The organism is Rhodoligotrophos defluvii, from assembly GCF_005281615.1.
Lineage (GTDB): Bacteria > Pseudomonadota > Alphaproteobacteria > Rhizobiales > Im1 > Rhodoligotrophos > Rhodoligotrophos defluvii.
This window is the reverse complement of the sequence record NZ_SZZM01000002.1, coordinates 380,395-404,565: the sequence shown is the minus strand read 5'-3', so window position 1 is coordinate 404,565 and position 24,171 is coordinate 380,395. Positions and strand designations below refer to the sequence as shown.

The 24,171-nt window shown below is 64.2% G+C and carries 22 protein-coding genes; 9 read left to right on the top strand and 13 right to left on the bottom strand.

Annotated elements, in window-relative coordinates:
• Positions 1 to 85: 85 nt before the first annotated feature.
• Complete coding sequence (locus tag E4P09_RS11050; protein WP_137389657.1) at positions 86 to 991, top strand: LysR family transcriptional regulator; 906 nt, start codon at positions 86 to 88, stop codon at positions 989 to 991.
• 70 nt (positions 992 to 1,061) lie between these two features.
• Here the strand turns inward: E4P09_RS11050 and E4P09_RS11045 are convergent, their stop codons facing one another.
• Both E4P09_RS11045 and pdxR read right to left on the bottom strand, forming a co-directional pair.
• Positions 1,062 to 2,267 carry an MFS transporter gene (locus E4P09_RS11045; RefSeq protein WP_137389656.1) on the bottom strand — a complete coding sequence of 402 codons (1,206 nt, stop codon included), beginning with the start codon at positions 2,265 to 2,267 and terminating at the stop codon, positions 1,062 to 1,064.
• Positions 2,268 to 2,527: 260 nt separating this feature from the next.
• A complete protein-coding gene (pdxR, locus tag E4P09_RS11040; RefSeq protein ID WP_137389655.1) occupies positions 2,528 to 3,940 on the bottom strand; it encodes a MocR-like pyridoxine biosynthesis transcription factor PdxR in 1,413 nt (470 codons plus the stop codon).
• Positions 3,941 to 4,030: 90 nt separating this feature from the next.
• On the opposite strand from pdxR, the gene E4P09_RS11035 reads away from it, so the two are divergent.
• From E4P09_RS11035 to E4P09_RS11020, 4 genes are all read left to right on the top strand, one after another.
• On the top strand, positions 4,031 to 4,450 hold the full coding sequence (locus E4P09_RS11035; protein ID WP_137389654.1) for a cupin domain-containing protein: 420 nt from the start codon (positions 4,031 to 4,033) through the stop codon (positions 4,448 to 4,450).
• Between the two features lie 19 nt (positions 4,451 to 4,469).
• Positions 4,470 to 4,925: a carboxymuconolactone decarboxylase family protein gene (locus E4P09_RS11030; protein ID WP_137390273.1), complete on the top strand. Its 456-nt coding sequence runs from the start codon at positions 4,470 to 4,472 to the stop codon at positions 4,923 to 4,925.
• Between the two features lie 214 nt (positions 4,926 to 5,139).
• Positions 5,140 to 5,586, top strand: coding sequence for a VOC family protein (locus E4P09_RS11025; protein WP_137389653.1), 447 nt, complete (start codon positions 5,140 to 5,142; stop codon positions 5,584 to 5,586).
• A 21-nt stretch (positions 5,587 to 5,607) separates the two neighbouring features.
• Positions 5,608 to 6,039, top strand: a complete 432-nt coding sequence (locus tag E4P09_RS11020) for a hypothetical protein (RefSeq protein ID WP_137389652.1) — start codon at positions 5,608 to 5,610, stop codon at positions 6,037 to 6,039.
• 52 nt (positions 6,040 to 6,091) lie between these two features.
• Here E4P09_RS11020 and E4P09_RS11015 read toward each other — a convergent pair whose 3' ends face one another.
• From E4P09_RS11015 to E4P09_RS10970, 10 genes are all read right to left on the bottom strand, one after another.
• The gene (locus E4P09_RS11015) at positions 6,092 to 7,381 is read right to left on the bottom strand and encodes an alpha-hydroxy acid oxidase (protein WP_137389651.1); all 1,290 of its coding nucleotides are present in this window, start codon (positions 7,379 to 7,381) and stop codon (positions 6,092 to 6,094) included.
• Between the two features lie 12 nt (positions 7,382 to 7,393).
• On the bottom strand, positions 7,394 to 9,250 hold the full coding sequence (locus E4P09_RS11010; RefSeq protein WP_137389650.1) for a TRAP transporter large permease: 1,857 nt from the start codon (positions 9,248 to 9,250) through the stop codon (positions 7,394 to 7,396).
• Positions 9,247 to 9,870, bottom strand: coding sequence for a TRAP transporter small permease subunit (locus E4P09_RS11005; RefSeq protein WP_239025134.1), 624 nt, complete (start codon positions 9,868 to 9,870; stop codon positions 9,247 to 9,249). The genes E4P09_RS11010 and E4P09_RS11005 overlap by 4 nt, the downstream gene beginning before the upstream one ends.
• A gap of 49 nt (positions 9,871 to 9,919) precedes the next feature.
• Positions 9,920 to 11,458 (bottom strand): AMP-binding protein, encoded by a 1,539-nt coding sequence (locus tag E4P09_RS11000; RefSeq protein ID WP_137389649.1) that lies wholly within the window; start codon positions 11,456 to 11,458, stop codon positions 9,920 to 9,922.
• The gene (locus E4P09_RS10995) at positions 11,458 to 12,372 is read right to left on the bottom strand and encodes a fumarylacetoacetate hydrolase family protein (protein ID WP_137389648.1); all 915 of its coding nucleotides are present in this window, start codon (positions 12,370 to 12,372) and stop codon (positions 11,458 to 11,460) included. Before E4P09_RS10995 ends, E4P09_RS11000 begins: the two co-directional genes overlap by 1 nt.
• An 81-nt stretch (positions 12,373 to 12,453) precedes the next feature.
• Entirely contained in the window at positions 12,454 to 13,542 is a 1,089-nt protein-coding gene (locus tag E4P09_RS10990; RefSeq protein ID WP_170984430.1) for a TRAP transporter substrate-binding protein, read from the bottom strand.
• A gap of 148 nt (positions 13,543 to 13,690) precedes the next feature.
• Entirely contained in the window at positions 13,691 to 15,055 is a 1,365-nt protein-coding gene (locus E4P09_RS10985) for an FAD-binding oxidoreductase (RefSeq protein WP_239025133.1), read from the bottom strand.
• A 44-nt stretch (positions 15,056 to 15,099) separates the two neighbouring features.
• Positions 15,100 to 16,257, bottom strand: a complete 1,158-nt coding sequence (locus tag E4P09_RS10980; RefSeq protein ID WP_137389646.1) for an acyl-CoA dehydrogenase family protein — start codon at positions 16,255 to 16,257, stop codon at positions 15,100 to 15,102.
• Positions 16,247 to 17,137, bottom strand: a complete 891-nt coding sequence (locus tag E4P09_RS10975; protein WP_137389645.1) for a MaoC/PaaZ C-terminal domain-containing protein — start codon at positions 17,135 to 17,137, stop codon at positions 16,247 to 16,249. Before E4P09_RS10975 ends, E4P09_RS10980 begins: the two co-directional genes overlap by 11 nt.
• Before the next feature lie 3 nt (positions 17,138 to 17,140).
• On the bottom strand, positions 17,141 to 18,364 hold the full coding sequence (locus tag E4P09_RS10970) for a thiolase family protein (RefSeq protein ID WP_239025132.1): 1,224 nt from the start codon (positions 18,362 to 18,364) through the stop codon (positions 17,141 to 17,143).
• Here E4P09_RS10970 and fabG point away from each other — a divergent pair.
• From fabG to E4P09_RS10950, 4 genes are all read left to right on the top strand, one after another.
• Entirely contained in the window at positions 18,344 to 19,288 is a 945-nt protein-coding gene (gene fabG / locus E4P09_RS10965; protein WP_205042085.1) for a 3-oxoacyl-ACP reductase FabG, read from the top strand. The genes E4P09_RS10970 and fabG overlap by 21 nt on opposite strands.
• A 48-nt stretch (positions 19,289 to 19,336) precedes the next feature.
• On the top strand, positions 19,337 to 21,394 hold the full coding sequence (locus tag E4P09_RS10960; RefSeq protein WP_137389643.1) for a flavin-containing monooxygenase: 2,058 nt from the start codon (positions 19,337 to 19,339) through the stop codon (positions 21,392 to 21,394).
• Positions 21,382 to 22,182 carry an alpha/beta fold hydrolase gene (locus tag E4P09_RS10955; RefSeq protein WP_137389642.1) on the top strand — a complete coding sequence of 267 codons (801 nt, stop codon included), beginning with the start codon at positions 21,382 to 21,384 and terminating at the stop codon, positions 22,180 to 22,182. The genes E4P09_RS10960 and E4P09_RS10955 overlap by 13 nt, the downstream gene beginning before the upstream one ends.
• A 99-nt stretch (positions 22,183 to 22,281) precedes the next feature.
• Positions 22,282 to 23,172: an IclR family transcriptional regulator gene (locus E4P09_RS10950; protein ID WP_137389641.1), complete on the top strand. Its 891-nt coding sequence runs from the start codon at positions 22,282 to 22,284 to the stop codon at positions 23,170 to 23,172.
• A 35-nt stretch (positions 23,173 to 23,207) separates the two neighbouring features.
• Here the strand turns inward: E4P09_RS10950 and E4P09_RS10945 are convergent, their stop codons facing one another.
• The gene (locus E4P09_RS10945; protein WP_137389640.1) at positions 23,208 to 24,125 is read right to left on the bottom strand and encodes a LysR family transcriptional regulator; all 918 of its coding nucleotides are present in this window, start codon (positions 24,123 to 24,125) and stop codon (positions 23,208 to 23,210) included.
• Positions 24,126 to 24,171: the final 46 nt, after the last annotated feature.

Below are 24,171 nucleotides of genomic sequence, written 5' to 3'. Positions count from 1 at the left end.
GCGGAGGGGTCTAGCAGGACCGGTTTCGCGCCGCATGGGGTCCGAGACTATTGACGCTGCGAAAAATGCAGGCAACCTCAAGCCTATGAAGCTTGACTGGGATCACATCAAGATCTTTCTCGCGGTGGCTCGCTCGGGCCAGATCCTGGCGGCAGCCACTACGCTGCGGCTTGACCATGCGACGGTGAGCAGGCGCCTGAACGCGCTCGAAGAGCAGCTTCAGGCACGCCTCTTCGAGCGAAGTCCGGTGGGCTGTGTGTTGACGCCGGCGGGCGAACAGCTCCTGCCGATGGCCGAGCGGGTCGAAGCCGACGTGCTGAGCATCGAGGCAGCCGTGGCCGATTCCAATCTCGAGCTCTCAGGCACCGTGAAGATCGGAGCTGCAGACGGTTTCGGGACCTATTTCCTTGCGCCGATGATGGGAGAGATGATCAGAGCGCATCCCGCTCTTAATCTGAAGCTCCTTCCGCTGCCCAAGGATTTCTCGGTTTCCAAGCGCGAGGTCGACATCGCCGTCACGCTTCAGCCCCCGACCGACGGCCGGCTCATTTGCCAGCGCCTGATCGACTATCAGCTCAACCTCTTCGTTTCCGACAACTATGCCAAGCGCGATGAGACCCTTAACGAGCTCAGCGATCTGCGCGACCACATCGTGGTGACCCCGATCCTCGAGTTTACATATCCGACCATGGATTTCTTCCACGAGATCGCCAAACAGGCGCAGACGACCTATGAATGCGCGAGCGTGGCCGCCCAGCTCGAGGCCGTGCTTGCCGGCGTGGGCGTAGGCATCTTGCCCAATTACATGGCGTGGCGGCTTCCCACGCTCCGCCTCGTGCTTCCGCATATCTGCTATAGCCGCACATATTGGCTCGTTTCGCACCCGGATGGGCGGGATGTGGCCCGGGTCGCCACTGCGCGGCGCCGGATCTTCGATACCGTTCGAGCGCATCGCGAGATCTTCTCGACTGCAATTCGGGAACCGACCTGAGCGCCGCGTTCAGGATCAGAGCCAAGCAAGCAGGGCGACCCTCTCGAGCTTCCAGTCCATCATTGCGGCGTCAGACACGGTGTGCACTGCGCGGAAGGAAGAAAGTCAATAGCCCCATCGCTGGCAACCAGGCACAGACTGAGAACACATTGATGATGCCGATCCAGTCGGCCAGCGCGCCGATGGCTGCAGCGCAGATGCCGCCAAGACCGAATGACAAGCCGTAGAACAGGCCGCCGACCAGCCCGACGCGATGTGGCACCAGGTCGATGGCGTAGATCAGGATCGACGCAAAGGCGCTCGAGATGATCAAGCTGACGATCACGCTGAGCACCCCGGTCCAAAACAAATCAGCGTGCGGCAGCATCAGCGCAAATGGCAGCGTACCGAGGATCGACAGCCAGATCACGCGCTCGCGGCCGATCCGGTCGCCAAGCATGCCGCCGGCGATCACACCCAGGGCGCCGACTGCAAGGTAGAGGAACAGCATAATCTGCGAGAGCTGCACCGTGACCCCGAAGCGCTCGATGAGGTAGAACGTGTAGTAGGATGTGAAGCTCGCCGTATAAGCATTCTTCGAGAGCAACAGCACCATCAGAATCGCCATCGCGAAGATGATGCGGCTGCCCGGCAGCAGGCTGCCCTGCGTTGCTTCCGGTGCGTCCTTGGCTTCAGCCACCTGCCGGCGCCGGAACGCCACATAGCGCGAGGCGGTCCAGAACATGAGCACCATGGCAAGCAGTACGACGCCCGAAAACCACCCCAAGCTCGATTGTCCGCGCGGCACCACGACAATCGCCGCCAGCAGCGGCCCTATCGCATAGCCGGCGTGACCGCCGACCTGAAATACGCCCTGCGCGAGCCCCTGGCGCCCTGCCGCAGCGTGACGTGCCATTCGCACGGCTTCCGGATGGAACACGGCCGACCCGACGCCGACCAGCGCCGCCGCAATCAGCACCATCCCATAGCTATGCGCAAAAGCGAGCAGGAGCAGCCCGATCAGAGTCGCCGCCATGCCCAGTACCATCGCGTACGGCCATGGACGGCGGTCGGTAAGATAGCCGAGCACGGGCTGCAGCAGCGACGACGTGACCTGGAAGGCCAGCGTAATCAGGCCGATCTGCACAAAATCGAGCTGATAGCTCTCCTTGATCAGCGGATACAGCGCGGGAATCATCGACTGGACGAGATCGTTCAGCAAGTGCGCTGCGCTCAGCGCCGCCAGAACGGACATGAGCGGGCGCCCGCGGGGAGCGGCTATCGAAACGGAGGTCATGGCAGATCGCTTGGGTTGCCGGTGCCGTCAGGCAAGAGGTTGAATACCCCACATAGCGCAATAGGCGCGTCACGGAAAGCCCAGCCGAAGGCTGCTTACCCAAAGAACCTCCCGATAACTGACGGTCGGGTTACGACCAAAGCGACACTTGAAGATAGATTCTGCGAGAAAGCTTCGCCATTCGCCGAGACTGCACGCCCGATAGCTCTCGTTCGCTCAGGAAGCGCCGCCGGCCGTTTCGGTGCTCCGTCTACAGCTGGTCAGCTGAACCGACGGATGACGTCTAAGAGCCGACCACAGGATCGGGCGAGGTTCCTCGTCGGCGTGGTCGCGACGCCAAGCAGAAGCCCAGACGGGGCGGTCGCAGGCGACGCGTACCATGGCGAAAGAGGCGACGGAGACATGCCGATCGCCGAGAGTTCGCGTGCGACAGCGAGGTCCGACACTGTCCCCGGCAATTGCAGCAGCACGGCCAAGCCGGGTGCGGCAACCTGGCCGACGCCGACCGCTGCTTGAAGACAATCCAGCAACGCCTGGCGCTTGCCGGCATAGGCGCGTTTGGTGCGCCGGAGGTGGCGCATGTAATGGCCTTCCCGCATGAACTCGGCGACTGCCAATTGCACCGCGGGACCAGGCGGCGGCGCGAGGCACGCTGCCACATCCGCAAAGCGCGAGATCAGCGCGATGGGCGCAATCACGAAGCCTAGCCGAATGGTCGGACTGATCGTCTTGCTGAACGAGCCGATATGGACGACGCGCCCGTCCCGGTCGAGCGACGCGAGTGCCGGCGCGGCCCTCCCGGCCAGCTGCAGCTCGCTGAGATAGTCGTCTTCGATGACCCAGGCCTGGTTCGCCGCTGCCCATTCGAGCAGGCGAAGGCGTCGCTCGAGTGACAAGGTAGGACCGAGTGGCGCCTGCTGTCCGGGGGTTACGAGAACGAGCTTCGCGTCGGCGTGATGGCGTAGCCCATGATCGATATCGATACCGTCTGCATCGACGGGGATCGGAGCCAGGGACAGATGGGCGAGTTCAAGCCCCTTCCTGGACCAGGGAAAGCCCGGATTCTCCACCCAGGCGGTATGCCCGGCGAGGCCGAGAAGGCTGAGCGTCAGGCCGAGCCCGCCGCCGAACCCGCCGGTGATGATGACCTGCGATGGTACGCAATTGATGCCGCGGGCGACGGCAAGATAGCCAGCGATTTCCCGCCTCAACTCAAGCTCGCCACGCGGATCGGGATAGAGAGGGGAAGCACTCGCCTCGGCACGGATCGTGCGCGCCCGAATGCGTGCGACCAATGTGGCAGGGAAGGTTTCGGTCGCCGGCACGCCCATTTGGAAGAGTGCAGGTCCCTGCGTCATTTCCAGATACATCTCCAGAAACGAGCCTATATCTGGCGGTGACTCGCTCTTTGTGGCGGCGCGAGGCCGTTGAGCGACGCGCGTGCCGGTCGCCCGCGAGGCCTCGATCAACTGGGCGGCGGCGAGCTTCTCATAGGCGGCCCGCACCGTTCCGCGCGCGACACCAAGCTGGGCGGCGAGATCCTGCCATGAGGGTAGGCGCGCGCCGGGCTCCAGCACGCCACCTTCGATGGCTTTGGCCACACCCCTTCGGATCTGCTCCGACAGAGAAGCCTTGGCCGATCGATCGACATCCAAGTTCAGCAGCTTCTTCATGTCTTCGTGGTACACGATTTCTTGGCATTCTTGGTTCTTTTCTCTGGGCTAGCAATGCGCGATCTCCTGGGTGTCAGAAGGAGAGAACCCGTGAAGATCCGCATCGTCCTCCCTGTTATCTGGATCGCGCTCGCCTCGACCATCGCCGGTCCTGCCGTGGCACATGACGGACAGGCCGAGACGGTCGTGCCCAAGTTCGATCAAGCGCTTCCGAATATTCCCGGCAAGTCGCTGGTGGTTGTGGAAGTCAGTTATGCGCCGGGCGCCGCTTCCCCGCCGCATACGCACGCCAAGTCGGCCTTCATCTATGCCTATGTGCTCTCGGGTGAAATCGAGTCGCAGGTGAATGACGGCGAAACCCGCATCTACAAGCCCGGCGAGAGCTGGTCCGAACCGCCTGGCGCGATCCATTCGATCAGCCGCAACGCAAGCAAGACCGAGCCGGCCAGATTGCTCGCAATCTTTGTCGTCGATTTCAACGACAAGCCGCTCACCACCCCCGTCAAATGAGATCGGAAGGACGCCAATGATGACCAACAGGCTCGACTACAACCAGGTCGCTCCCAACGGCGCCAAGGCGCTCGGCAGCGTCTATGGCTATGTCATGCAGAGCGGTCTGCCCGCGGAACTGGTGATGCTCGTCTATCTGCGGGTGTCGCAGATCAATAATTGCGCCTATTGCCTCGACATGCATACCCGCGACCTCATCAAGATGGGCGTGAAGGTCGAGAAGCTCGCGCTGCTGCAGGCCTGGCAGGAAGGCGGCAGCCTCTTCAGCGAGGCCGAGCGTGCCGCGCTCGCCTGGGCCGAGTGTGTGACGCGCGTCGCCGAGACCGGCGTGCCGGACAGCGCCTATAAGGCCGCGCGGGCAGCGTTCGACGAGAAGCAACTCGTCGACCTCACGATCGCCATCAGCCTAATGAACGGCTACAACCGCATGGCCATCAGCTTCCGGAACACGCCGCGGGCCGTTCTCGAGAATTGAGCCGGACCATCGCCCCATCCTGAGTATCAGGGCGCTGGCGCTGAGGATTTGGAGCGGCTGAGGGCGCAGTTCTCCTGAGAGGCATGGAGAGGATATCCGAACGGCGCTTTCGCCCGGAAGCCTGGCGCGCTATTCAAAGCAGAGGAAGGTGTGTGGGTGAGCCCCCAACTCGTCTTCCCTGAGGCGTCGAAGCACTAACCGAAAGGAGACGGCCATGAAGATCGTGACCAGCCTGAGCTTCCAGGGCCAGTGCCGCGAGGCGTTCGAGTTCTACGCCAAGGTCCTGGGCGGAAAGATCACCGCCGCCATGCCCTATGGCGATGCGCCGCCCGGCATGCCGATCACCGATGAGAAGTACAAGACCTGGCTGATGCACTGCTGGCTCGATGTCGGCGACCAGGCGCTGATGGGCGCCGACATGGACACCGGATGGGCACCCAACATCGATAAACCCAAAAACGGCTTCGACGTCACGCTGCATACCGAGGACAAGGCCGAGGCCCAGCGCTGGTTCAATGAACTGTCTGAAGGGGGCAAGGTCGTCATGCCGTTCGGCGAGACCTTCTGGTCGCCCGGCTTCGGCTCCCTGATCGACAGGTTCGGCGTCCCGTGGATGGTCAACGTCATTCCACCCGCTGACTGGAAGCCGTCACAAGGCTGATCCCACCGAAAGAATTTGCCGGTGGGCAAGTCAGACCGTCGGCGCTGGATGCGTCCTTTGCGGCACCAGCGCTGGCCCGACGCTCGAACGGCGGCGGTGCAGGCTGCCACCCCGAGGGCGGCAGCGCAGATGCGCTTCAGCATGTTCAGAACTCCCATTGAGGATTTGATCAGGAACGGTTTCGTCCCTAATCTGCGGGCCGTATTCGATCCTCGAACACGGTGCGAGTCGGGCATGGCCGAATTTCTGGTCTCTATGCTTCCGCTTTTCATTTATCAGCTGATCATGGCGTGGCCGGCCTATATGCTCGCCCGCAGGACAGAGCGGAACGGAATCCTGTGGGCGATCCTATGCGTTATCCCGCTGATCGGGACCATTTTCTCGATCTGGATTCTTTATACGAGCCTCATCTACGCGCTCGACCGGGTTCAAGGCGTGTCTCCGCGCCTGTGAGGAAAAACGAGCTCAGCTGAACAAAGCCGCCACGCACCGAGAACGCTTGCTCTCACAATCCAACCGAGCTGCGGGTTTTTCGTCTCGGCCGCTCCGAGCAGGCGCGCTCGCGGGCGGTGTCTTTCAGGAAATCGCTCGTCAGGTCGGATAAGGTATTGATCCCGAGCAAGGCCATGTCGCGATCGATCTCTTCCGAGAGCAATTTGTGCGCATGCAGCACGCCGGCTTTTCCCGCTATAGCGGCCGCATAGATGAAGGGCCGGCCCAGAAACACGAATGATGCACCCAGCGCCAGCGCTTTCAGAACGTCCGTGCCTCGGCGCACGCCGCTGTCGAACATGACGGGAACAGCGCCGGCGACCGCGTCGGCGATGTCCGGCAGCACCCGCAGCGGCGACGGCGCGCCGTCAAGCTGACGGCCGCCATGGTTGGAAACGATCAGTCCGTCGACCCCGCAGCCCACAGCGCGCCGGGCGTCCTCGCCCCTGAGCACGCCCTTCAGAACGAGGCGGCCCGCCCAGTTCTCGCGGATGAACGCGATGTGCTTCCAGTCCAGTTGATCCCGTCCCGCGAGATGGTTCGCGACGTTGCGCGCGATGATCGGCGGGCCTCGCTCCACGGATGCGTTCTCGAAATGCGGCATGCCATGCAGCGTCAGCGTGCGGAGGAAGGTGCCGATCGTCCAGCGTGGCCGCACCAGGCCGTGCCAGGCGAGCCGCAAGCTCGGTCTCAACGGCGCCGAAAAGCCGCTGCGGACACCGTTCTCGCGATTGGACACGACCGGCACGTCGACCGTAATCACAAGCGTGTTGAAGCCGGCCGCCGCAATCCTCTCCAGATGGGCCGTGATGACGTCCGTCCTTCCCGGCAGGTAGGCCTGGAACCACGACCCGGGCGCCGCTTTCGCCACATCTTCCATACGAATGAGCGAGGCGCCGCTCATGATCATCGGGATGCCGGCGCGTGCCGCGGCCCGTGCGAGAACAATATCGCCCCGATATGCGGAAAGCGCGCTGAACCCGACCGGTGCTATTCCGAAAGGGGGGCTGTGCGTAACCCCGAACAACGTGGTCTTGTGGCTCCTTCTCGATACGTCCACCAGGGCTCGCGGCAGCAGGGCATATTGCTTGAACGCAGCGCGATTGTCGTGGAGCGAGGCGTTGGTTTCCGAGCCGCTGGCGATATAGCCGAAGATCGGCCTTGGCAAAAAGCGCCGGGCATGCTCTTCGAAATCGTCAAGCGCAAGGATCCCGCGCAGCCGGGCAGGAGAAACCCGGCGCGGCGCTGCGGTTGACCTCCGGGAGGTTGCCGGCAGACCAAAGCCGTTGCGCTCGACCGTCATGCCGCCGCACCGTCAGTCGAAAAGCGGCGGAAGCTCGCCCTGCCCGCCTTCAGGCACGAAAAGCTCATCGATTTTCTCGTTCACCTCGGCGGCCCCAAGCCCGTTCTCGGCACCGCTGTGATGCAGCACCGTGTCGGGGAACAATGCGATCAGAACCAGCATCAGGAGCTGGATGGCCACGAAGGGAATGACCCCGGCATAGATCTGCCCGGTGGTCACCGGCTTCATCTGCTTTCCGGTAACCCGGTCCAGGAAAGGCAGCTTTGGTGCCACGGAGCGCAGATAGAACAGTGCGAAACCGAAAGGCGGCGAAAGGAATGACGTCTGAAGGTTCAGCGACAGCAGAATGCCGAAGAAGATCAGGTCGATTCCCAAGATCGTCGCGGCCGGCGCCAGCAGAGGAATAAGAATGAAGGCAATCTCGAGAAAATCGAGGAAGAAGCCGAGAACGAAGACCAGCAGATTGGTGATGATGAGGAAGCCGATCACACCGCCGGGCAGCGAGGTGAGCAGGTGCTCCACCCAGAGATGCCCGTTGATGCTGTAGAAGGTCAGCGAGAACACCCGCGCGCCGATCAGGATGAAAATCGCGAAGGTGGTCAGCCGCGCCGTCGCCTCTGCCGCCGACTTGATGAGCTTGAAGTTGAACCGGCCGGGATTGCGGTCGAGCCGCCGCTTGACCGCCGCCAGCACCAGCGCGCCCACCGCGCCCATGGCGCCGCCCTCGGTTGGCGTCGCAACCCCGATGAAGATCGTGCCAAGGGCGAGGAAGATCAGCAGCAGGGGCGGCACGAGCACGAAAGTCACCTGCTCGGCCATGGTCGAGATCAGCCGTAGCCCGAGGGCTCGCTCGAACCAGGCCGCCGCTGCCGCGTAGAGGCTGCCCACCGCCAGGACCTCGAGGGCGATCGCCGCCCACGCATTCGCGGGCCCGTAGGTGAAGACCAGGACGATGGAGGCTATGGCGGCCAGCGAAGCGAGGAGGATGCGCCGTGGGCCGAAGAGCCGGTTCAGAAGCGTTGCGGAAAGCGCGATCACGATTGCCAGGCAGATGGTCAGGATGGCGTAGTCCGGGCTGGAGGCAACCTGGGTGAAGCGCATCAGGTAGATTGCGAGCGCGCCCGAATAGACGGCAAGCGCCCCGAGCTGCCGTATGCCGCGGCTTCCATCGGCTTCGCGATGCCCGACCGCTTCGGGCGGCAGGCCGGGAACGGCCGCGGGCCGCATGACCGAGATCAGAAAGATATATCCCGCATAAAGGCCCGCGAGCATGACACCGGGGACGAAGGCGGCGCGATACATATCGCCCACGGACTGGCCGAGCTGATCGGCAAGCACGATCAGCACGAGAGACGGCGGGATGATCTGCGCGAGCGTACCCGACGCGGTGATGACGCCGGTGGCCACGCGGCGCTCGTAGCCGTAGCGCAGCATGATCGGCAGCGAGATCAGCCCCATGGAAATGACCGACGCGGCGACAACGCCCGTGGTTGCCGCCAGCAGCGCGCCGACGAAGATCGCCGCGTAGGCCAGTCCTCCGCGGACCGTGCCGAACACATGCCCCGCCGTGTCGAGCAGATCCTCCGCCATGCCCGAGCGCTCCAACACGTAGCCCATGAACGTGAAAAACGGCACCGCCAGAAGGATCTCGTTCGACATCACCGCGAGCACGCGGCCCGGCATGGCCTGAAGCAGCGGCCAGGAAAGATTGATCGTGTCCGGCGCCAGCGGCGCGAGTTCCACCCCGATGACGAAGAACAGCAGCCCGTTCGCGGCCAGGGTGAAGGCGACCGGATAGCCCATGAGGAGCATGCCGACCATGGAGAGGAACATGATCGGAGCGAGGTTCTGCGCGATGAGTTCGATCATCGACCCGCATCCTCCGGTCCCGGCGCCGCGCCAGGGCCGATAGCGGGCGGCACGGTCTGCTCAGCGATCGGGGCACCAGGCCGGGCCGTTTCGTCCGCGGAAGGCGCGCCGGGGAAGTTGCCGAGGATCGCGACGCACTTGATGATCTCGCTTAGGCATTGCAGCAGCAGCGTCACGAAACCCGCGGCGATGAGCGCCTTGGCCGGCCATACCACGAGACCGCCGGGGTTGAGCGAGACTTCGCCTGAGGCGAAGGAAGCCACGGCATAGGGTACGGAAAGCCACACCATCAGCGTGGCGAACGGCAGCAGAAACAGCACGTGCCCGAGGAGCATCAGCCAGGTTCGGCGGCGGGGCGGCAGCCGCGCCGTGAGCAGATCGACCGCCACATGCTCCTTCTCCTTCAGGGCCCAGGCTGCGCAGAGGAGCACGACCGCGCCGAAGAGATACCATTGCAGTTCGAGCCAGGCGTTGGACGACATCCCGAAGAAGCGGCGCGAGACAGCGTTGGCGGCCGACACCAGGATGGCAACGAGGATCGCCCAGGTCACGAGCCGGCCGATCCGGTCGTTCACCAAGTCGATCGCATGCGAAATCCGCAACAGGCTTGACTGCAGCAAGCTTCCTCCCCCTTCCTGTCGCCCGTCCGGCGCTACTCTTCCGACACGGTCAGATCGATCTTTGCGCGTTTTTCCAATATGGCTCCCGGATCAGACGCTTGCGGATCTTGCCCGATTCCTCCCGCGGCAGATCGTGTCGTATCTCGATGACACGGGGCAGCTTGAAGGCGGCGAGCCGCGTCTTCAGGAACGCGCGGATTGCGTCTGCCTCGAGCTTCGCGTCTTGGCATGGCTGCACCACGGCCATCACGGCCTCGCCATAGGCAGGATCGGGAATGCCGAACACCGCTGTGTCCCGCACGCCGGGATATTCGGACAGGACCCCCTCGATCTCGGCGGGGTAGATGTTCACCCCGCCTGAAATGATGAGGTCGCGCTTGCGGTCGCAAAGATAGAGGAAGCCGTCCTGGTCCACATATCCCATGTCGCCAGTCCTGATGAGCTCGCCGCGCTGCAACGCGTCGCGCTCGGCCTGCCGGTTGTGGTAGGTGAAGTCCGGATGGGCGGCATTCTTCGCGAGGATCTCGCCGACGCTGCCGGTCGGAAGCGGATTTCCCTCGCTGTCCTCGATCCTGATGGTCACGCCCGGTGCCGGGCGACCCACCGTTCCCCGATGCGCCAGCCACTCCTCACTGGTGCAGAAGGTGAGCGGCCCGTGCTCGGTCGATCCGTAGTATTCGTGCACCACCGGTCCAAGCCATTCGATTATTCGCAGCTTGACGGAGGGCGAGCACGGCCCCCCGGCATGCAGTACGAATCTGAGCGATGTCAGGTCGTAGTGCCTGCGGATCCCGGGGTCGAGCTCCAGCAGGCGCACGAACATCGTCGGAACGGCATAAAGATGAGTGATGCGATGGCGCTCGATATCCGCCAGCAGGCCTTTCGGGTCGAAGCGTGGTGGAAGCACGAGCGTCTCGGCCATGCGTAGCGCGCGCAGCGCAAAGAAGTTCGGCGCCGTGTGATAGAGTGGCGCCGAGACCAAGACGCGATCGCCCGGGCCGATCCCGAAGACCCGCGAGCGCATCTCCTCATTCTTCTCGGCCTGGTCGGGCGAGGGGGGCTTGCGGCGCACGCCCTTGGGATGGCCAGAGGTGCCGGAGGTATAAATCAGGCTATCCGTCGCAGCCGGCGGAGCATCGTCGAGCGGCGCGTGGCGGGAGAGCCAGTCGTTCCAATCCGTCCAGCCCGCGGCCACGCGGCATTCGTGGCGCTCTATACGATAGGCCTCCGCGATGTGCTGAGGAGTCGGAACGGCCAGCACCATCATGCCGTCCGGCAGCCTGCCGACGATGCTGGCCAGGAGATCCGCATGGGAGACCAGCACCTTCGGCGTACAATCGCCGATCACATAGAGCAGCTCGTCCGGCGTGAAATGCCAGTTCAGCGGCACGGGATAGGCGCTCACCGTCTGCGCCGCGACGGTTGCTTCGAGAAAAGGGCCGTCATTGCGCATCAGGATGGCGACGCAATCTTCGCGCCCGACACCAAGACAGCGGAAACCCGAGGCCGCCCTTCGCGCCCGGTCTTTCAGGCGCTGGCCGGGTAGCACGTCGTCACCGAGATATACCGTTGGGCCAGGGCCGTTCATCAGCCGACCGCCCGCACCGTGTTCCGCAGCACACCCACTCCTTCGATTTCGGCCTCGATGACGTCGCCGTCTGCCAGCCAGACCTGCGGCGACATTCCAAGACCCACGCCGGACGGCGTCCCCGTCGTCACGATGTCACCGGGCTCCAGCGTCATGCCGGCGGAAAGGCTTTCCAGGATCTCCGCACAACTGAAGAGCATGTCTGCGGTCGAGGACAGCTGCCTGGTCTCGCCATTCACCCGCAGCGACAGCCGCCGGCCACTCGGTGTGCCGAACTCGTCGGTGGTCACGATCCAGGGGCCAATGGGGCAGAACGTGTCGAGCGCCTTTCCCTTGAACCATTGGCCGTGCGAGAACTGGAGATCGCGCGCGGTGACGTCGTTGAGCACGGTATAACCGAAGATGACCCGTTCGGCGTCCGACGCCGCCAGGTCGCGGCATCTCTGGCCGATGACAAAGGCCAGTTCCACCTCATAGTCGAGCTTTCCCGTAACCCGCGGATCGAGGCGGATCTCGGCGTCGTGGCCGATCACCGAAGTCGGCGGCTTGGTGAAAAACTCGGGCACTTCCGGATAGGAAGGCGCGGCCCCCCGCGCTCTCGCGCCTTCCTCGATGTGCGCCTTGTAATTGCGTCCGACGCAGAAGATGTTCTTGTGCGGCCTCGGGATCGGAGAAAGCAAGCGCACGGTATCCAAGCGTTCGAAGAGTGCTGATGGATCCTCGGCGCGCGCCTTCTCGACCAATTCGGCGGCTTCGTCCAATGCTGCCTGTCCCGCGGCCAAGAAGTCGAGCGCGGTTTCCGGCCCCTCGGCGCCGCTCAGGCGCTGGCGCGCGCGGGCGAGGTCCAATATCGCCTCTGCGACTATGATCCCCAGTCGCTCCTTGCCGTCTTTCGCGTAGGTCGCGATCCTCATTCCTCTCGCCTGTCGTTGGAAGCACCACCCGCGCGCCACCGCCGTCCGCGCATTTCAGGGACGGCTCATGCCGGAAGAGAACTAGGCCTTGCCCCGCGTCCGCACCATGAAGGAGTCATAGGCATATTCGCTGATCTGCCACCAGGGCAGCACATCGCCGCGGAACGCCACCATGGAATCGTACATCGTCTTGAAAGCGGGGCTCTCGCCCGAAAGCTGATCATAGAGCTTGTTCGCCACTTGCAGCGACGCCTTCAGGATGCTGTCCGGCAGGGGCCGCACCTCGGCACCCGCGGCCACCATTCGGCGCAGGGCCGGCCCATTTGTGCTGTCATAGGCCCAGGTCATGTAGTTATGGCCGTATTGGGCCGCCGTGGTGACGATCGCCTTGTAGTTTTCCGGCAGCTCTTCCCACTTGTCCTTGCCGAACATCACGCAGCATTGCGAGCTGCCTTCCCAGAAGCTCGGCGCATAGTAGTATTTCGCCACCTTGACGAAGCCGAGCTTCTCGTCGTCGGCGGGGCCCGAAAACTCCACCGCATCCAGCGTGCCCCGCTCCAACGCCGAATAGACGTCGGTGACCGGAATCTGCTGCGCAACCACGCCGAGCTCGCCGAGGATACGGCCGGCGAGCCCGCTGACGCGGAACTTGAGGCCCTTTATGTCCTCGAGCCCCTTGATCTCCTTACGGAAGAAGCCGCCCATCTGCGCGCCCGAATTCCCGCAGGCCATCGCATAGGCGTTGTATTTGGAAAGCATCTCGTTGAAGAGATCCTGCCCGCCGCCCAGGTGCCACCAGGCATCGTGCTGGCGCGCGTTCAGGCCGAAGGGAATGCCGTTGCCGAAGGCGAAGCCCACATCCTTGCCGATGTAGTAATTCCCTGGCGTATGGGCCACCTCGATCGTGCCGTCGGACACGGCGTCGAGCGCCTGGTTGCCCGCGACGATCTCTCCCGGCCCAAAGAGCTGGATCTCGAAATTGCCGTCCGTCGCCTTGGTCACATATTTCGCGAAGGCGCTGGCGGATCCATAGAGATTCGGCAGCGTCTGGGGAAAACTGGTGACCATGCGCCAGCGAATTTTCGGCGAGGACTGCGCCACGGCCGGAGCTGAAAGCGCGGTGGCCGACGCGGCCACGGCGGCACCCTTCAGGAAGTTTCGGCGCAACAAGGTCTTGGTCATCGGATCTCGTTCCTCCCTGGTCGATTTGGATGTTTTCTTCATTGGCCTTCGCTCCTCCGCCCCGGCTGTGCACGCGGGTCGAGAGGTCGGCGGCTGCAGTACTCGACACTAGACATCACAAATATGAAAGTCAATTTCATGTCGAGTCCAGCAGCTTTCCCGGGTTCATGATTCCCAGCGGATCGAATGCGTGCTTGATCCGCCGCATCGCTGCGATCTCGGCCTCGCTGCGCGAAAGGCTGAGATACGGTTTTTTGGTCAGGCCGATGCCATGCTCGGCCGAGACGCTGCCGCCGAACGCGGCCAGCGCGCCGTAAACCTCGGCCTCGATCTCCGCCTTGGGCTGACTGGCTCCGGCCGAGGGGATGTGGACGACGAGATGAACGTTGTTGTCGCCGAGATGCCCGAAGGCCATGTGCACGGCATCGGGCCAATTTGCCCGAATGTCCGCTACGGCCGTGCGGATGAAAGCATCGGCGTCCTGCGCGGCAAGGCCGATGTCGAAAGAGGTGATCGGCCCGAGCAGGTTGCGCAGCTCGCCCACGCCTTCGCGAATGCGCCAGAAGTCTGCGGCCTCTCGCGCGGTCTGTGCGACCAGCGCGTCCGCTATGGCAGCCTCGTCCATGAGGCCGGCCAGACAGGCTTCCAGCCGTTCCGAACAGCGCTCCGGATCCATGCTGCTGATTTCGATGAGCGCATAGGCACCATGCATCGCGGCGAACGGGGGGCGAAGACCCAGCTTTGTCGTCATAAAATCCCAGAAGTCGGGCCACATCGCCTCGAAAGCCGTCAGCGCCGGTCCGAGCTGCGACCGGAGCGCGCCGAGCAGCATGAGAAGATTGTCGTAACCGGGTGCGGCGCATAGTGCGACGATGGTGCCACGCGGTCGCGGCTGCAGCTTGAGCACCGCGCGCGTGATGACGCCGAGCGTGCCCTCGGAACCGATGAAGAGCTGTTTCAGGTCGTAGCCGGTATTGTTCTTGACCAGACGGTTGAGCGCGCTCACCACCGTGCCGTCGGGCAGGACGACCTCGAGCCCGAGGACATGATCGCGCGCCGTACCGTAGCGGATCACGCGGTTGCCCCCGGCATTGGTGGCGAGGTTGCCGCCGATCGTGCAACTGCCCCTGGCGCCGAGATCGAGCGGGAAGCTCCATCCGGCCTCTTCCGCGGCCGCCTGGACCTGTTCGAGTGGCGTGCCGGCGAGCACGGTCATCGTGCCGGCCACCGGGTCGACATCATCCACGCCGACCATCCGATCGAGTGACAGCGCCACACACCCCGGCACGGGATGCGCACCCCCGACCAACCCGGTCAGGCCGCCCTGCGGCACGACCGGCGTTCGCGTTTCATGGCAGGCCCGAAGAATGGCGGAAACCTGGGCGACCGTGCGCGGCCGCGCCAGCGCGAGCGGTCGCACCGGCGGCAGGCGCGTCCAATCAGCGTAATGCTTCGCCGGAATATCCTCACCGAGGACGATGATCCCCGTCTCGCCCTCCACAGCCCTGAGCAGCAAGGTGTCGATTCCGGTGGGCTGCGCGAGGTTCATTGCCCTAGCCCCGTTTCCCGCAGCATGTTCCGCGCGATCACGAGCTGCTGGATCTGCGTCGTGCCCTCATAGATGCGCAGCACCCGCACGTCGCGGTAGAACCGCTCCACGCCGGCCTCCTGCATGTAGCCGGCGCCGCCGAAGATCTGGACCGTCCGGTCGGCAACGCGTCCGACCATCTCGGTTGCGAACATCTTGCAGCACGAGGCTTCGGTGGAAACCGTGGCGCCGGCATCGTATCTCGCGGCTGCGTCGCGGACCATGCACTCGGCGGCATAAATCTCGGCGCGGCTGTCGGCGAGCATGGCCTGCACCAGCTGGAACTCGCCGATGGGGCGGCCGAACTGTTTGCGCTCCACCGCATAGGCGAGGCCCTCATGCAGCAGCCGTCTCGCTTGGCCGATCGCAGCGGCTGCCACGCCGATCCGCCCGCGGTCGAGCACCTTCATGGCCGTTGCAAAGCCGCGACCTGGCTCGCCGCCGAGGATGCTGGACGCCGGTACGCGCACCCCATCGAGTATGACGTCGGCCGTCGCCGCGCCCCGCTGCCCCATTTTCCTGTCCCGCTTGCCGACGCTGAGGCCGGGGGTGTCGGCAGGCACGAGGAATGCCGTCACATGCCGGTTGCCCGGTAGCCGCTCGGCACTGGTGCGCGCCATGACGATGAACAGTCCGGCGAGCGGCGCATTGCTGATATAGCGCTTGGTCCCGGAGATCACGTACTCGTCCCCGTCCGGTATCGCGCTCGTGCGGAGGGCTGCACTGTCGGAACCGGAATCCGGCTCGGTGAGGCAGAAGGCGGTGATGATCTCACCGGAGGCGATGCGCGGCAGCCAGCGTTCCTTCTGCGCGCGCGTTCCGTCCATGACGATTCCCTGCGAGCCGACGCCGAGATTCATCGCAATGACCGAGCGGAACGCAAGCGAGGTCCAGGTCAGCTCGAAAACGAGCTCGATTTCTTCCGACAATGTCAGGCCCAGACCGCCGTACTCCTCGGGGATGGTGATGCCGAACAGGCCCATTTCCCGCATCTCGTCGATCACGTCGTCGGGCACGTGGTCCTCTTCGGCCACCTGGAACTCCAGCGGTACCAGCCGCTCACGCACGTAGCGCCGCAAGGTTTCACGCAAAGCCGTATCGATATCAGACGGCATGGTCCGTCACTTTCTCCTGCTCTGTCGCATTCGCCGTGCTGCTCGCGCCAAAGTCGACGACAACGGCGTCGCGTTCGAGCACGCGGGCCCGGAACGCCCCATTCGCGTAAATCTCGGTGCGCAGCGTCTCGCCCGGGAAGACCGGCCCTGTGAACCGTGCCGACATTGCGACCAATCGTGCCGGGTCGTCACTGCACAGCTGTTGCGCCACCGCCTTGGCCACCATGCCGAAGGTGCACATGCCGTGCAGCAGTGGTTTCGGAAAGCCGGCTTGCCTGGCGGCCAGCGGATCGCTGTGGATGGGATTCATATCGCCGTTCAGGCGGTAGAGCAGTGCCTGCTCGGGGCGGATCGGCAGATCCACGATGCCCGCCGGGCTGCCTTGCAAGCCGCTGACCGGAGCCGGGGGCTTGTGCGAGGGACCGCCAAAGCCGCCATCGCCGCGAAGAATATGGGTCTGCCTTAGGCGCGCGAAGATTTGCCCCTTGCTGTCGAATACCTCGCGCTCGGAATAGAGGAGGGCACCCTTTTCGGCCCCGCGGTCGATCAAATCCGTGACCCGCGTGCGGCCGGTGATCCGGCCTTCGACGGGAATCGGCCGCAGGATCTCGAGGGATTGCTCCGCGTGCAGAACACGCAAGGCATCGATCCCGAGCGCCGGATCGCCTAGCCAGAAGCCAGGATACCCCAGGACGAGCGCCATCGAAGGGAAGGCGGTGAAATCCGGGGATGCGGGATCGACGAAGCGTAGCTCGCTCCTGTCGCAGGCATCGCGGCCGAAGCCGATCGAGAGCGCATAGAGCGCCACGTCCCTGCGCGACAGGATCTGGATCTTGTCCGGCACGCGCCAGGTCAGCAGGCGGTTTGGATCAAAGGGCACGCGTTATACCACCGGCTTTTCGAGGATCGTGACGACGCAGGCAGCCTCTTCCACGCCATGAAAGCCACCACCGTTTTCGGCCAGAGCCAGACTGGCGCCCTCCACCTGCCGTGCGCCCGCCTCGCCGCGCAATTGGGTGACCAGCTCGAACAGCTGGATCGCTCCGGTCGCGCCGATCGGATGCCCTTTGGAGAGAAGTCCGCCGGAGACGTTGATCGGCAGCCGCCCGCCAAGGTTGGTGGCGCCGCTTTCGGCCAGCGGCCCGCCCTCGCCATAGGCGCAGAAGCCCACATTCTCGCAGTGCAGGATCTCGGCGAAGGCCGTCGCATCGTGAAGCTCGGCCACGGAGATGTCCCGCGGGCCCACGCTCGCCTGCTCATAGGCCCGCTGTGCCGCAACCCGCGTCAGGTGCCGGTCATAGGCCTTGGGATCACGATTGCTGCTGCTGCTGACCCCGATCCCACGGATCTTCACCGCGCGCTGCCCCCGCCCCAGCCGCCGCACCGCCGTCTCCGATCCGAGCAGCAGCGCGCAGGCGCCGTCGCTGATCGGCGCGCACATGGCGCGCGTGATCGGCCACACCACGAGCCGGTCCGCCAGCACGTCCTCCACGGTGAGGGGGAAGCGATATTGGGCGTAAGGGTTGTGTTGGGAATGCGTGTGGTTTTTGGCCGCGACGGCGGCAATCTGCCGTTCGGTCGTGCCGAAGGTCTGCATGTGAAAACGGGCTTGCGCGGCATAGATGTCCATGAACACCGACCGTTCTGGCGAGGCGTCGGCCTCGGCCTCGGGCGAGACGGGCACCCCGTCGCCCAGGCTCAGCAGAACCTTCATGTGCTGATCCGCCAGTTCGCGGTCCCAGCTGCCCTTGAAGGCCTCGAACATCTCACGCCGTTTCTCGGGATAGACCATCTTCTCCGCGCCCACGACCAGCGCGATATCCACGAGTCCCGCCTTCACCGCCGCATAGGCCTGAAAGACGCCGGAGCTGGAGCTTGCGCAGGCATTGTCCGTGTTGAAGATCGGAATGCCCTCGAAGCCGAACGCGCGCAGGGCGGCCTGCCCGCGAATGCCGTGCTGGCCTTCCAGCGCGCCCTGGCGCGTGTTGCAGAACCAGGCTGCCTCCACCTCAGCAATTTCCAGCTGCGCGTCGTCCAGAGCAGCCCGGACGGCTGCCGCCGTGAGCGCCTTGATCGATTTGTCGACATGCTTGCCGAGCGGCGTCATGCCCGCCCCAATGATGAATACGTCCGTCAATTGCCCGACCTGATTGTGAGCGGTGAGACCCAATGCCGCCAGTCTCGCCCCAATGATGATGCTCGCCACTATACGAAAATCATTTTCATTGACAAGCGTCCAACCCAAAAATACGGTCTGGCAGGCTTTGGAGCGACGGGAGTCTGGATGAATTTGGGATTGCGGGGCAAGGTGGCGATCGTGACTGGCGGCGCGCGCGGCATCGGGCGGTCGATATGCGAGCTTTTCGCCGAAGAGGGTGTTCGCGTCGCCGTGGCTGACATCGACGGCGACGGAGCCGGGGCGACGGCTTCGACAATCCGGCAAACGGGCGGCGAAGCCCTTGGCGTGCGCTGCGATGTGACGGATGGCGCCTCGGTGCAGGCCCTCACCGCAACCGTGGAGGCGGCGTTTGGCACCATCCACATCCTCGTCAACAATGCGGGCTTCACGCGCGACATGCGCATCGGGCGGATGACCGAGGCCGACTGGGACAGTGTTGTGGACGTGATCCTCAAAGGCGCTTTCAATTGCACCAAGGCTGTCCTTCCGGCGATGATGGAGCAAAGCGCCGGCCGGATCATCAACATCTCCTCGCGCGCGCATCTCGGCAATCCGGGCCAGGCGAACTATTCGGCCGCCAAGGCGGGCCTGATAGGCTTCACCAAGGCCATGTCGCTGGAGGTCGGCCGCAACTTCATCACCGTGAACGCGGTGGCGCCCGGCGTGGTGGAAACCGAGGCCGTGCGCGCCTTACCCCACTTCGAGAAGATCAGCGCCAATGTGGAAAAGACGGTCGCCATTCCACGGATGGGCAACGTCTCCGATGTCGCCGACGCAGTCGCCTTCCTCGCATCGGAACGGGCGAGCTACATCACCGGAGAGGTGCTTCACGTCACCGGCGGACGCTACTGAACAGGCGTCCTTCACCAAACGCAAATCACGGGCTGAAAGAGAAGAGCGTTGAGATACGAGATAGAACGCGATCCCCGCAAGCAGCTGGCCTATGCGGCCGCCCACCCGGACGAGCTCAGCACCGCGGTGGCCCAGGCCGATATCGTCCCGCTGCTGATGAGCTACGTGCAGCTGACCGGTGACTACGGCCTGCTCGACGAAGCTGCGCCTCATATCAAAGGCGGGTGGAGCTATATGCAGTCGATTCCGACGGCGCTGCAGAACCGGATCCGGGCCAAGGCCATCGCCGCGGTGATCGAGCTGGGCCGGAGCGGTCGGGCGTTTCCGGTCGAGCCGCCCGAAACCGAGTTCAAGCGGATGATCGATGTGGCCGTCGGCGAGAAGGTGCCCCCGGAATATGTCCAGCTCTTCCGCGAGGAGATGCTGCTGGGCGGCAACGACGCGCGGAAGTTCGAATGGCACAGGAAGCCCGCCCCGCAGAAGCTGAAGGACTTTCGGGTCCTGATCGTGGGCGCCGGGTTCTCAGGCCTGGCCATGGCGGTGCGCCTGCAGGAAGCAGGCATTCCCTACGTGATCATCGAGAAGAACACCGAGGTCGGCGGCACCTGGCTCGACAACCACTATCCCGATTGTGGCGTAGACACGCCGTGCCATTTCTTCTCCTATTCGTTCGAGCCGAACCCGGACTGGTCCCATTTCTTCGCCAAGCGCGACGAGATCCTGAACTATATCCTGCATTGCGCGAAGAAATACGACATCCGCCGCAACATCCGCTTCTCGGAAGAACTTCTGAGCGCCGAATACCAGCCGGAAACGGCGAGTTGGTCAATCAGAACGAAAACGGCGGACGGCACCATGGTCGAGCATCAGGCCGACGTCTTCATCACGGCCGTCGGGGCGCTCAACAGGCCTTCCATTCCGGACCTGCCGGGCTTGAAAGGCTTCAAGGGGCCGTGGTTCCACACGGCGCAGTGGGACGCCAAGGTGCCCATCAAGGGCCGGCGTGTGGCCATGATCGGCACCGGCGCCAGCGGCATGCAGACGGGGCCGGCGATCGCGCCCGAGGTCGCAAGGCTCACCATCTTCCAGCGGTCGCCGCACTGGGCGATGAAGCATCCGCTCTACCATGCCAACGTTCAGCCCGGCGTCAGCTGGGCCATGCGGTATATTCCCTTCTACGCGAGCTGGTTTCGACTGACCCTGTTCTGGGCGGCGTCCGAGGCCTTCCATGCGACGCTGAAGATCGATCCCGACTGGCCTCATCCCGAGCGCTCCCTGAACGCCGCGAATGAGCGGTGGCGGGAGGAGCTGGAAGCCTACATTACGTCCAAGGTGGGCCACCGAAAGGATCTGCTGGCCAAAGTGATCCCCGACTATCCGCCCTTCGGCAAGCGCATGCTGCGGGACAACCACTGGTACGACATGCTCCTGCGCAATAATGTCGAGTTGGTCACCGACCGGATCGAGCGTATAGAGGCCGACGGCGTGGTTGCCGCCGGGAAGAAATATCCAGCCGATGTGATCGTGCTGGCCACGGGCTTCCAGACCAAGCGCATGCTGGCGCCGATGCACATCGTCGGTGCCGATGGCAGATCCATCCGCGATCTCTGGGGCGATGAGGACCCCCGCGCGCATCGCGGTGTGACCGTGCCGGGCTTTCCGAACTTCTACATCGTCTACGGGCCCAACACCAACCTCGCCCACGGTGGCAGCGCCATCTTTCAGACGGAATGCCAGGTCGGCTACATCATGAAGGCACTCCGGGAGCATCTGGAGAACGGCTGGGATTCCATCGAAGTGCGGACCGAGGCCTTCCAGAAATACAACGACTGGATCGACAGCGTGCTGGAAGGCATGGTGTGGACCCATCCCGGCGTCAACAACTGGTACAAGAATTCCAAAGGGCGGATCGCCCTCAACTGGCCTAGACGGCTCGTCGACTACCGCGACGTGACGGCGGAGTTCGATCCCGGGGAGTACCATCTCTGCCGGCTCGGGGACGCTGGCGAGATGAGGCGAGGGTCGCCCGGTGAGTCGTTCCGCCCGGCCGCTGCCGCAAAAGGGCGAGCGGAAAGCAAGGCTGAAGTGCCGTCATGCTCGCACTGACCGCGTTCGGAGCGCTCCACTACGATCTGGTCGGCCCCTCGGCGGCACCGGTCGTGTGCATGCTGCATTCGCTCACCTCCGATAGCGGCATGTGGGCGGAGCAGGTGCCGGCGCTGTTGACCGCCGGCTACCAGGTGCTGCGGATCGACATGCGCGGGCACGGTGGCAGTTCCGCCACGGCCGGAGAATACCGGATCGACGAACTGGCCGCGGATGTGGTGCGGGTGCTCGACCAGCTCGGGCTTTCCGCCGTTCATCTCGTGGGGTTGTCCATCGGCGGAATGATCGGGCAGGCGCTCGCCGCGAACCATCCGCAGCGGCTTGCATCGCTTGTCGCATGCGCCACCACGGCAAAATGGGACGGCGACAGCGCCATGATGCACCGCCGCCTGGCGGCGGTGCGGGCGAGCGGCAGCCTCGATCCGATCGTCGACGACGCGATGACGCAGCGCTATTCGCCCGCCTTGCGAGAGCGCCGTCCGTTGCGGTGGCGAGCGCTGCGCGAGACTTTCCTCGGCACCTCGCTTTCCGGATATTTCGGCTGCATGCACGCGGTTCTCAATCACGACGTGTCACGGTTGCTGCCGTCCGTGCGCGTTCCGGTGCTGGTGGTGGCGGGCTCCGATGATCCCGTTACGCCGCCTGCTGCAAACCGCACCATCGCCGCGGCCGTGCCCGGCGCCCGTTACGAAGAGATCTCCGGGGGACGTCACTTTCTGAACGTGGAGTTCGACGACATCTTCAACAGGCTGCTGCTCGATTGGCTGGCAAGCCAGGGCGATCGGTAGGACAATTCAGGCAGCCCGGCCGTGTGTTCTTGATTTTGCTATGATAGGACAATACGAGCTGCATCACTCTCCGTGTGGTCGATAGAAAAGCTGGACGCCGTGGCCTCAACCGTTGCCAATAAATCTTCTTCTCGCAAGAAACAGCCGACCGAGGCGAAGGAAGCAAGGCCGCCCCGCGCCAAGACCAGGCAGTCGGGGCACGGCAATATGGGGGTGAACTGGGATGAGCTCGAATCCGACAACCAGTTCGTGAAGGCTCTGGGTCGTGGGCTCCAGGTCCTCAGTGCGTTCAAGGCAGGGGACGGCGTTCTCGGGAATACGGAGCTGGCCGAGCGAACCGGCCTGCCGACGGCGACGGTCTCGCGCATCACCTATACCCTCGCCAAGTGCGGATTTCTGGCTTTCAACAGGCGGCTGCGCATGTACGAGCTCAGCGGCGCAGCCTTTGCGCTCGGGCGTGTCGCCTTGGCCAATTTGGACGTCCGCCGCCTCGCGAAGCCCTATATGCGGGAACTCGCCGCCACGTCCGGCTTCAATGTCGGGCTCGGCACGCGCGACCGGCATTCCATGATCTATACCGATGCCTGCGAGGGCAGCAGCCTCGTCGGTCTCCGGCTCTTCGCGGGATCGCGGATCCCGATCGTCACCAGCGCCATGGGGCGCGCCTATCTCGCGGCTCTGCCGGAAGAAGAGCTGGCTGCCCTACTGAGCGAGCTCATGCCGCGGTATCAGAATTGGGAACGGTTGAAGGCGGGTATCGACCAAGCCCGCGAGGAGGTGGAGAAATACGGCTTCTGCGTCAGCCTCGGTGAGTGGCAGCCGGATATCCACGGCGTCGCCGCACCCATTCGCACCCCAGAAGGTGACAAGATCTTCGCCGTCAATCTCGGCGGACCATCTTACGCGCTGCCCGAGGACGCGGTCAGGAGCATACATGGCCCCGCCGTCTCGGACTTGGCGCGGCAGGTCGAGCAGCTGATGGCCGTTTGACGCCGCAGACGCCCTGGCCCCTGGATTGCCGGTCGTCACGTCGAATTGCTGCTCTTGCTCCATGCTCTGATGAAATCCACAAACGCCCGCAGCGGGGCAGGCACAAGGCGTCGCCCGGGATAGTAGAGAAACGGTCCCGAGAAGCGCTCCCACCAGGGTTCGAGAACGGGCTCGAGGGCGCCGCTCTCGAAATACGGACGCAGCCAGTCCTCAAACAAGCCGACGATACCGAGACCGGCGATCGCCGCATCCACGGCGAGGTCCGATGCGCCGCCGGCCGTCACCACCAGCGGTCCGGCCGGCTCGATCAGCACCCGCTCCCCGTCGCGCTCGAATTCCCATGGCGGCATCGCTCCGCTTGGAAAGCGGTGGCGCAAACAGGCATGGCCGAGCAGGTCGCGCGGGTGCTCAGGCCGGCCGTGCCGGTCGAGATAGGCGGGAGACGCGGCAGCGGCAAAGCGCTGTACGCGTGGCCCGATCGGCACCGCGATCATGTCCTGTTCCAGCCGCTCTTCATAGCGGATACCCGCATCGCACCCGGCCGCGAGCACGTCGACAAAGCTTTCCTCGGTGATCACCTCCAGCCGGATGTCGGGATAGGCAGCGAGAAACGAGGGGACGATACGTGGCAGCACCAGCCGAGCCGCGCTGACCGGCACATTCAGCCTCAGCGTGCCTGCCGGCCTGTCGCGAAAGCGGTTCACCACATCGAGCGCTGATTCCACCGCGTTCAAGGCCGGGCCGAGTTGTTCGAGGAGGCGCGCTCCGGCCTCGGTTGGCGCGACGCTGCGTGTGGTGCGGTGCAGCAGCCTGACACCAAGCCGGGCTTCCAGACGCCGCACCGCTTCGCTCAGGCCCGAGGCGCTCAAGCCGCTTTGGCGCGCGGCATCGCGGAAGCCGCGGGCATTTGCCACCGCCACAAAGGCATCGAGATCGCTCAGGTCCACCTTCATTGTTCGCAAATCCGCACGGCTTGTGCGGATTGTGCCTGATTATCGC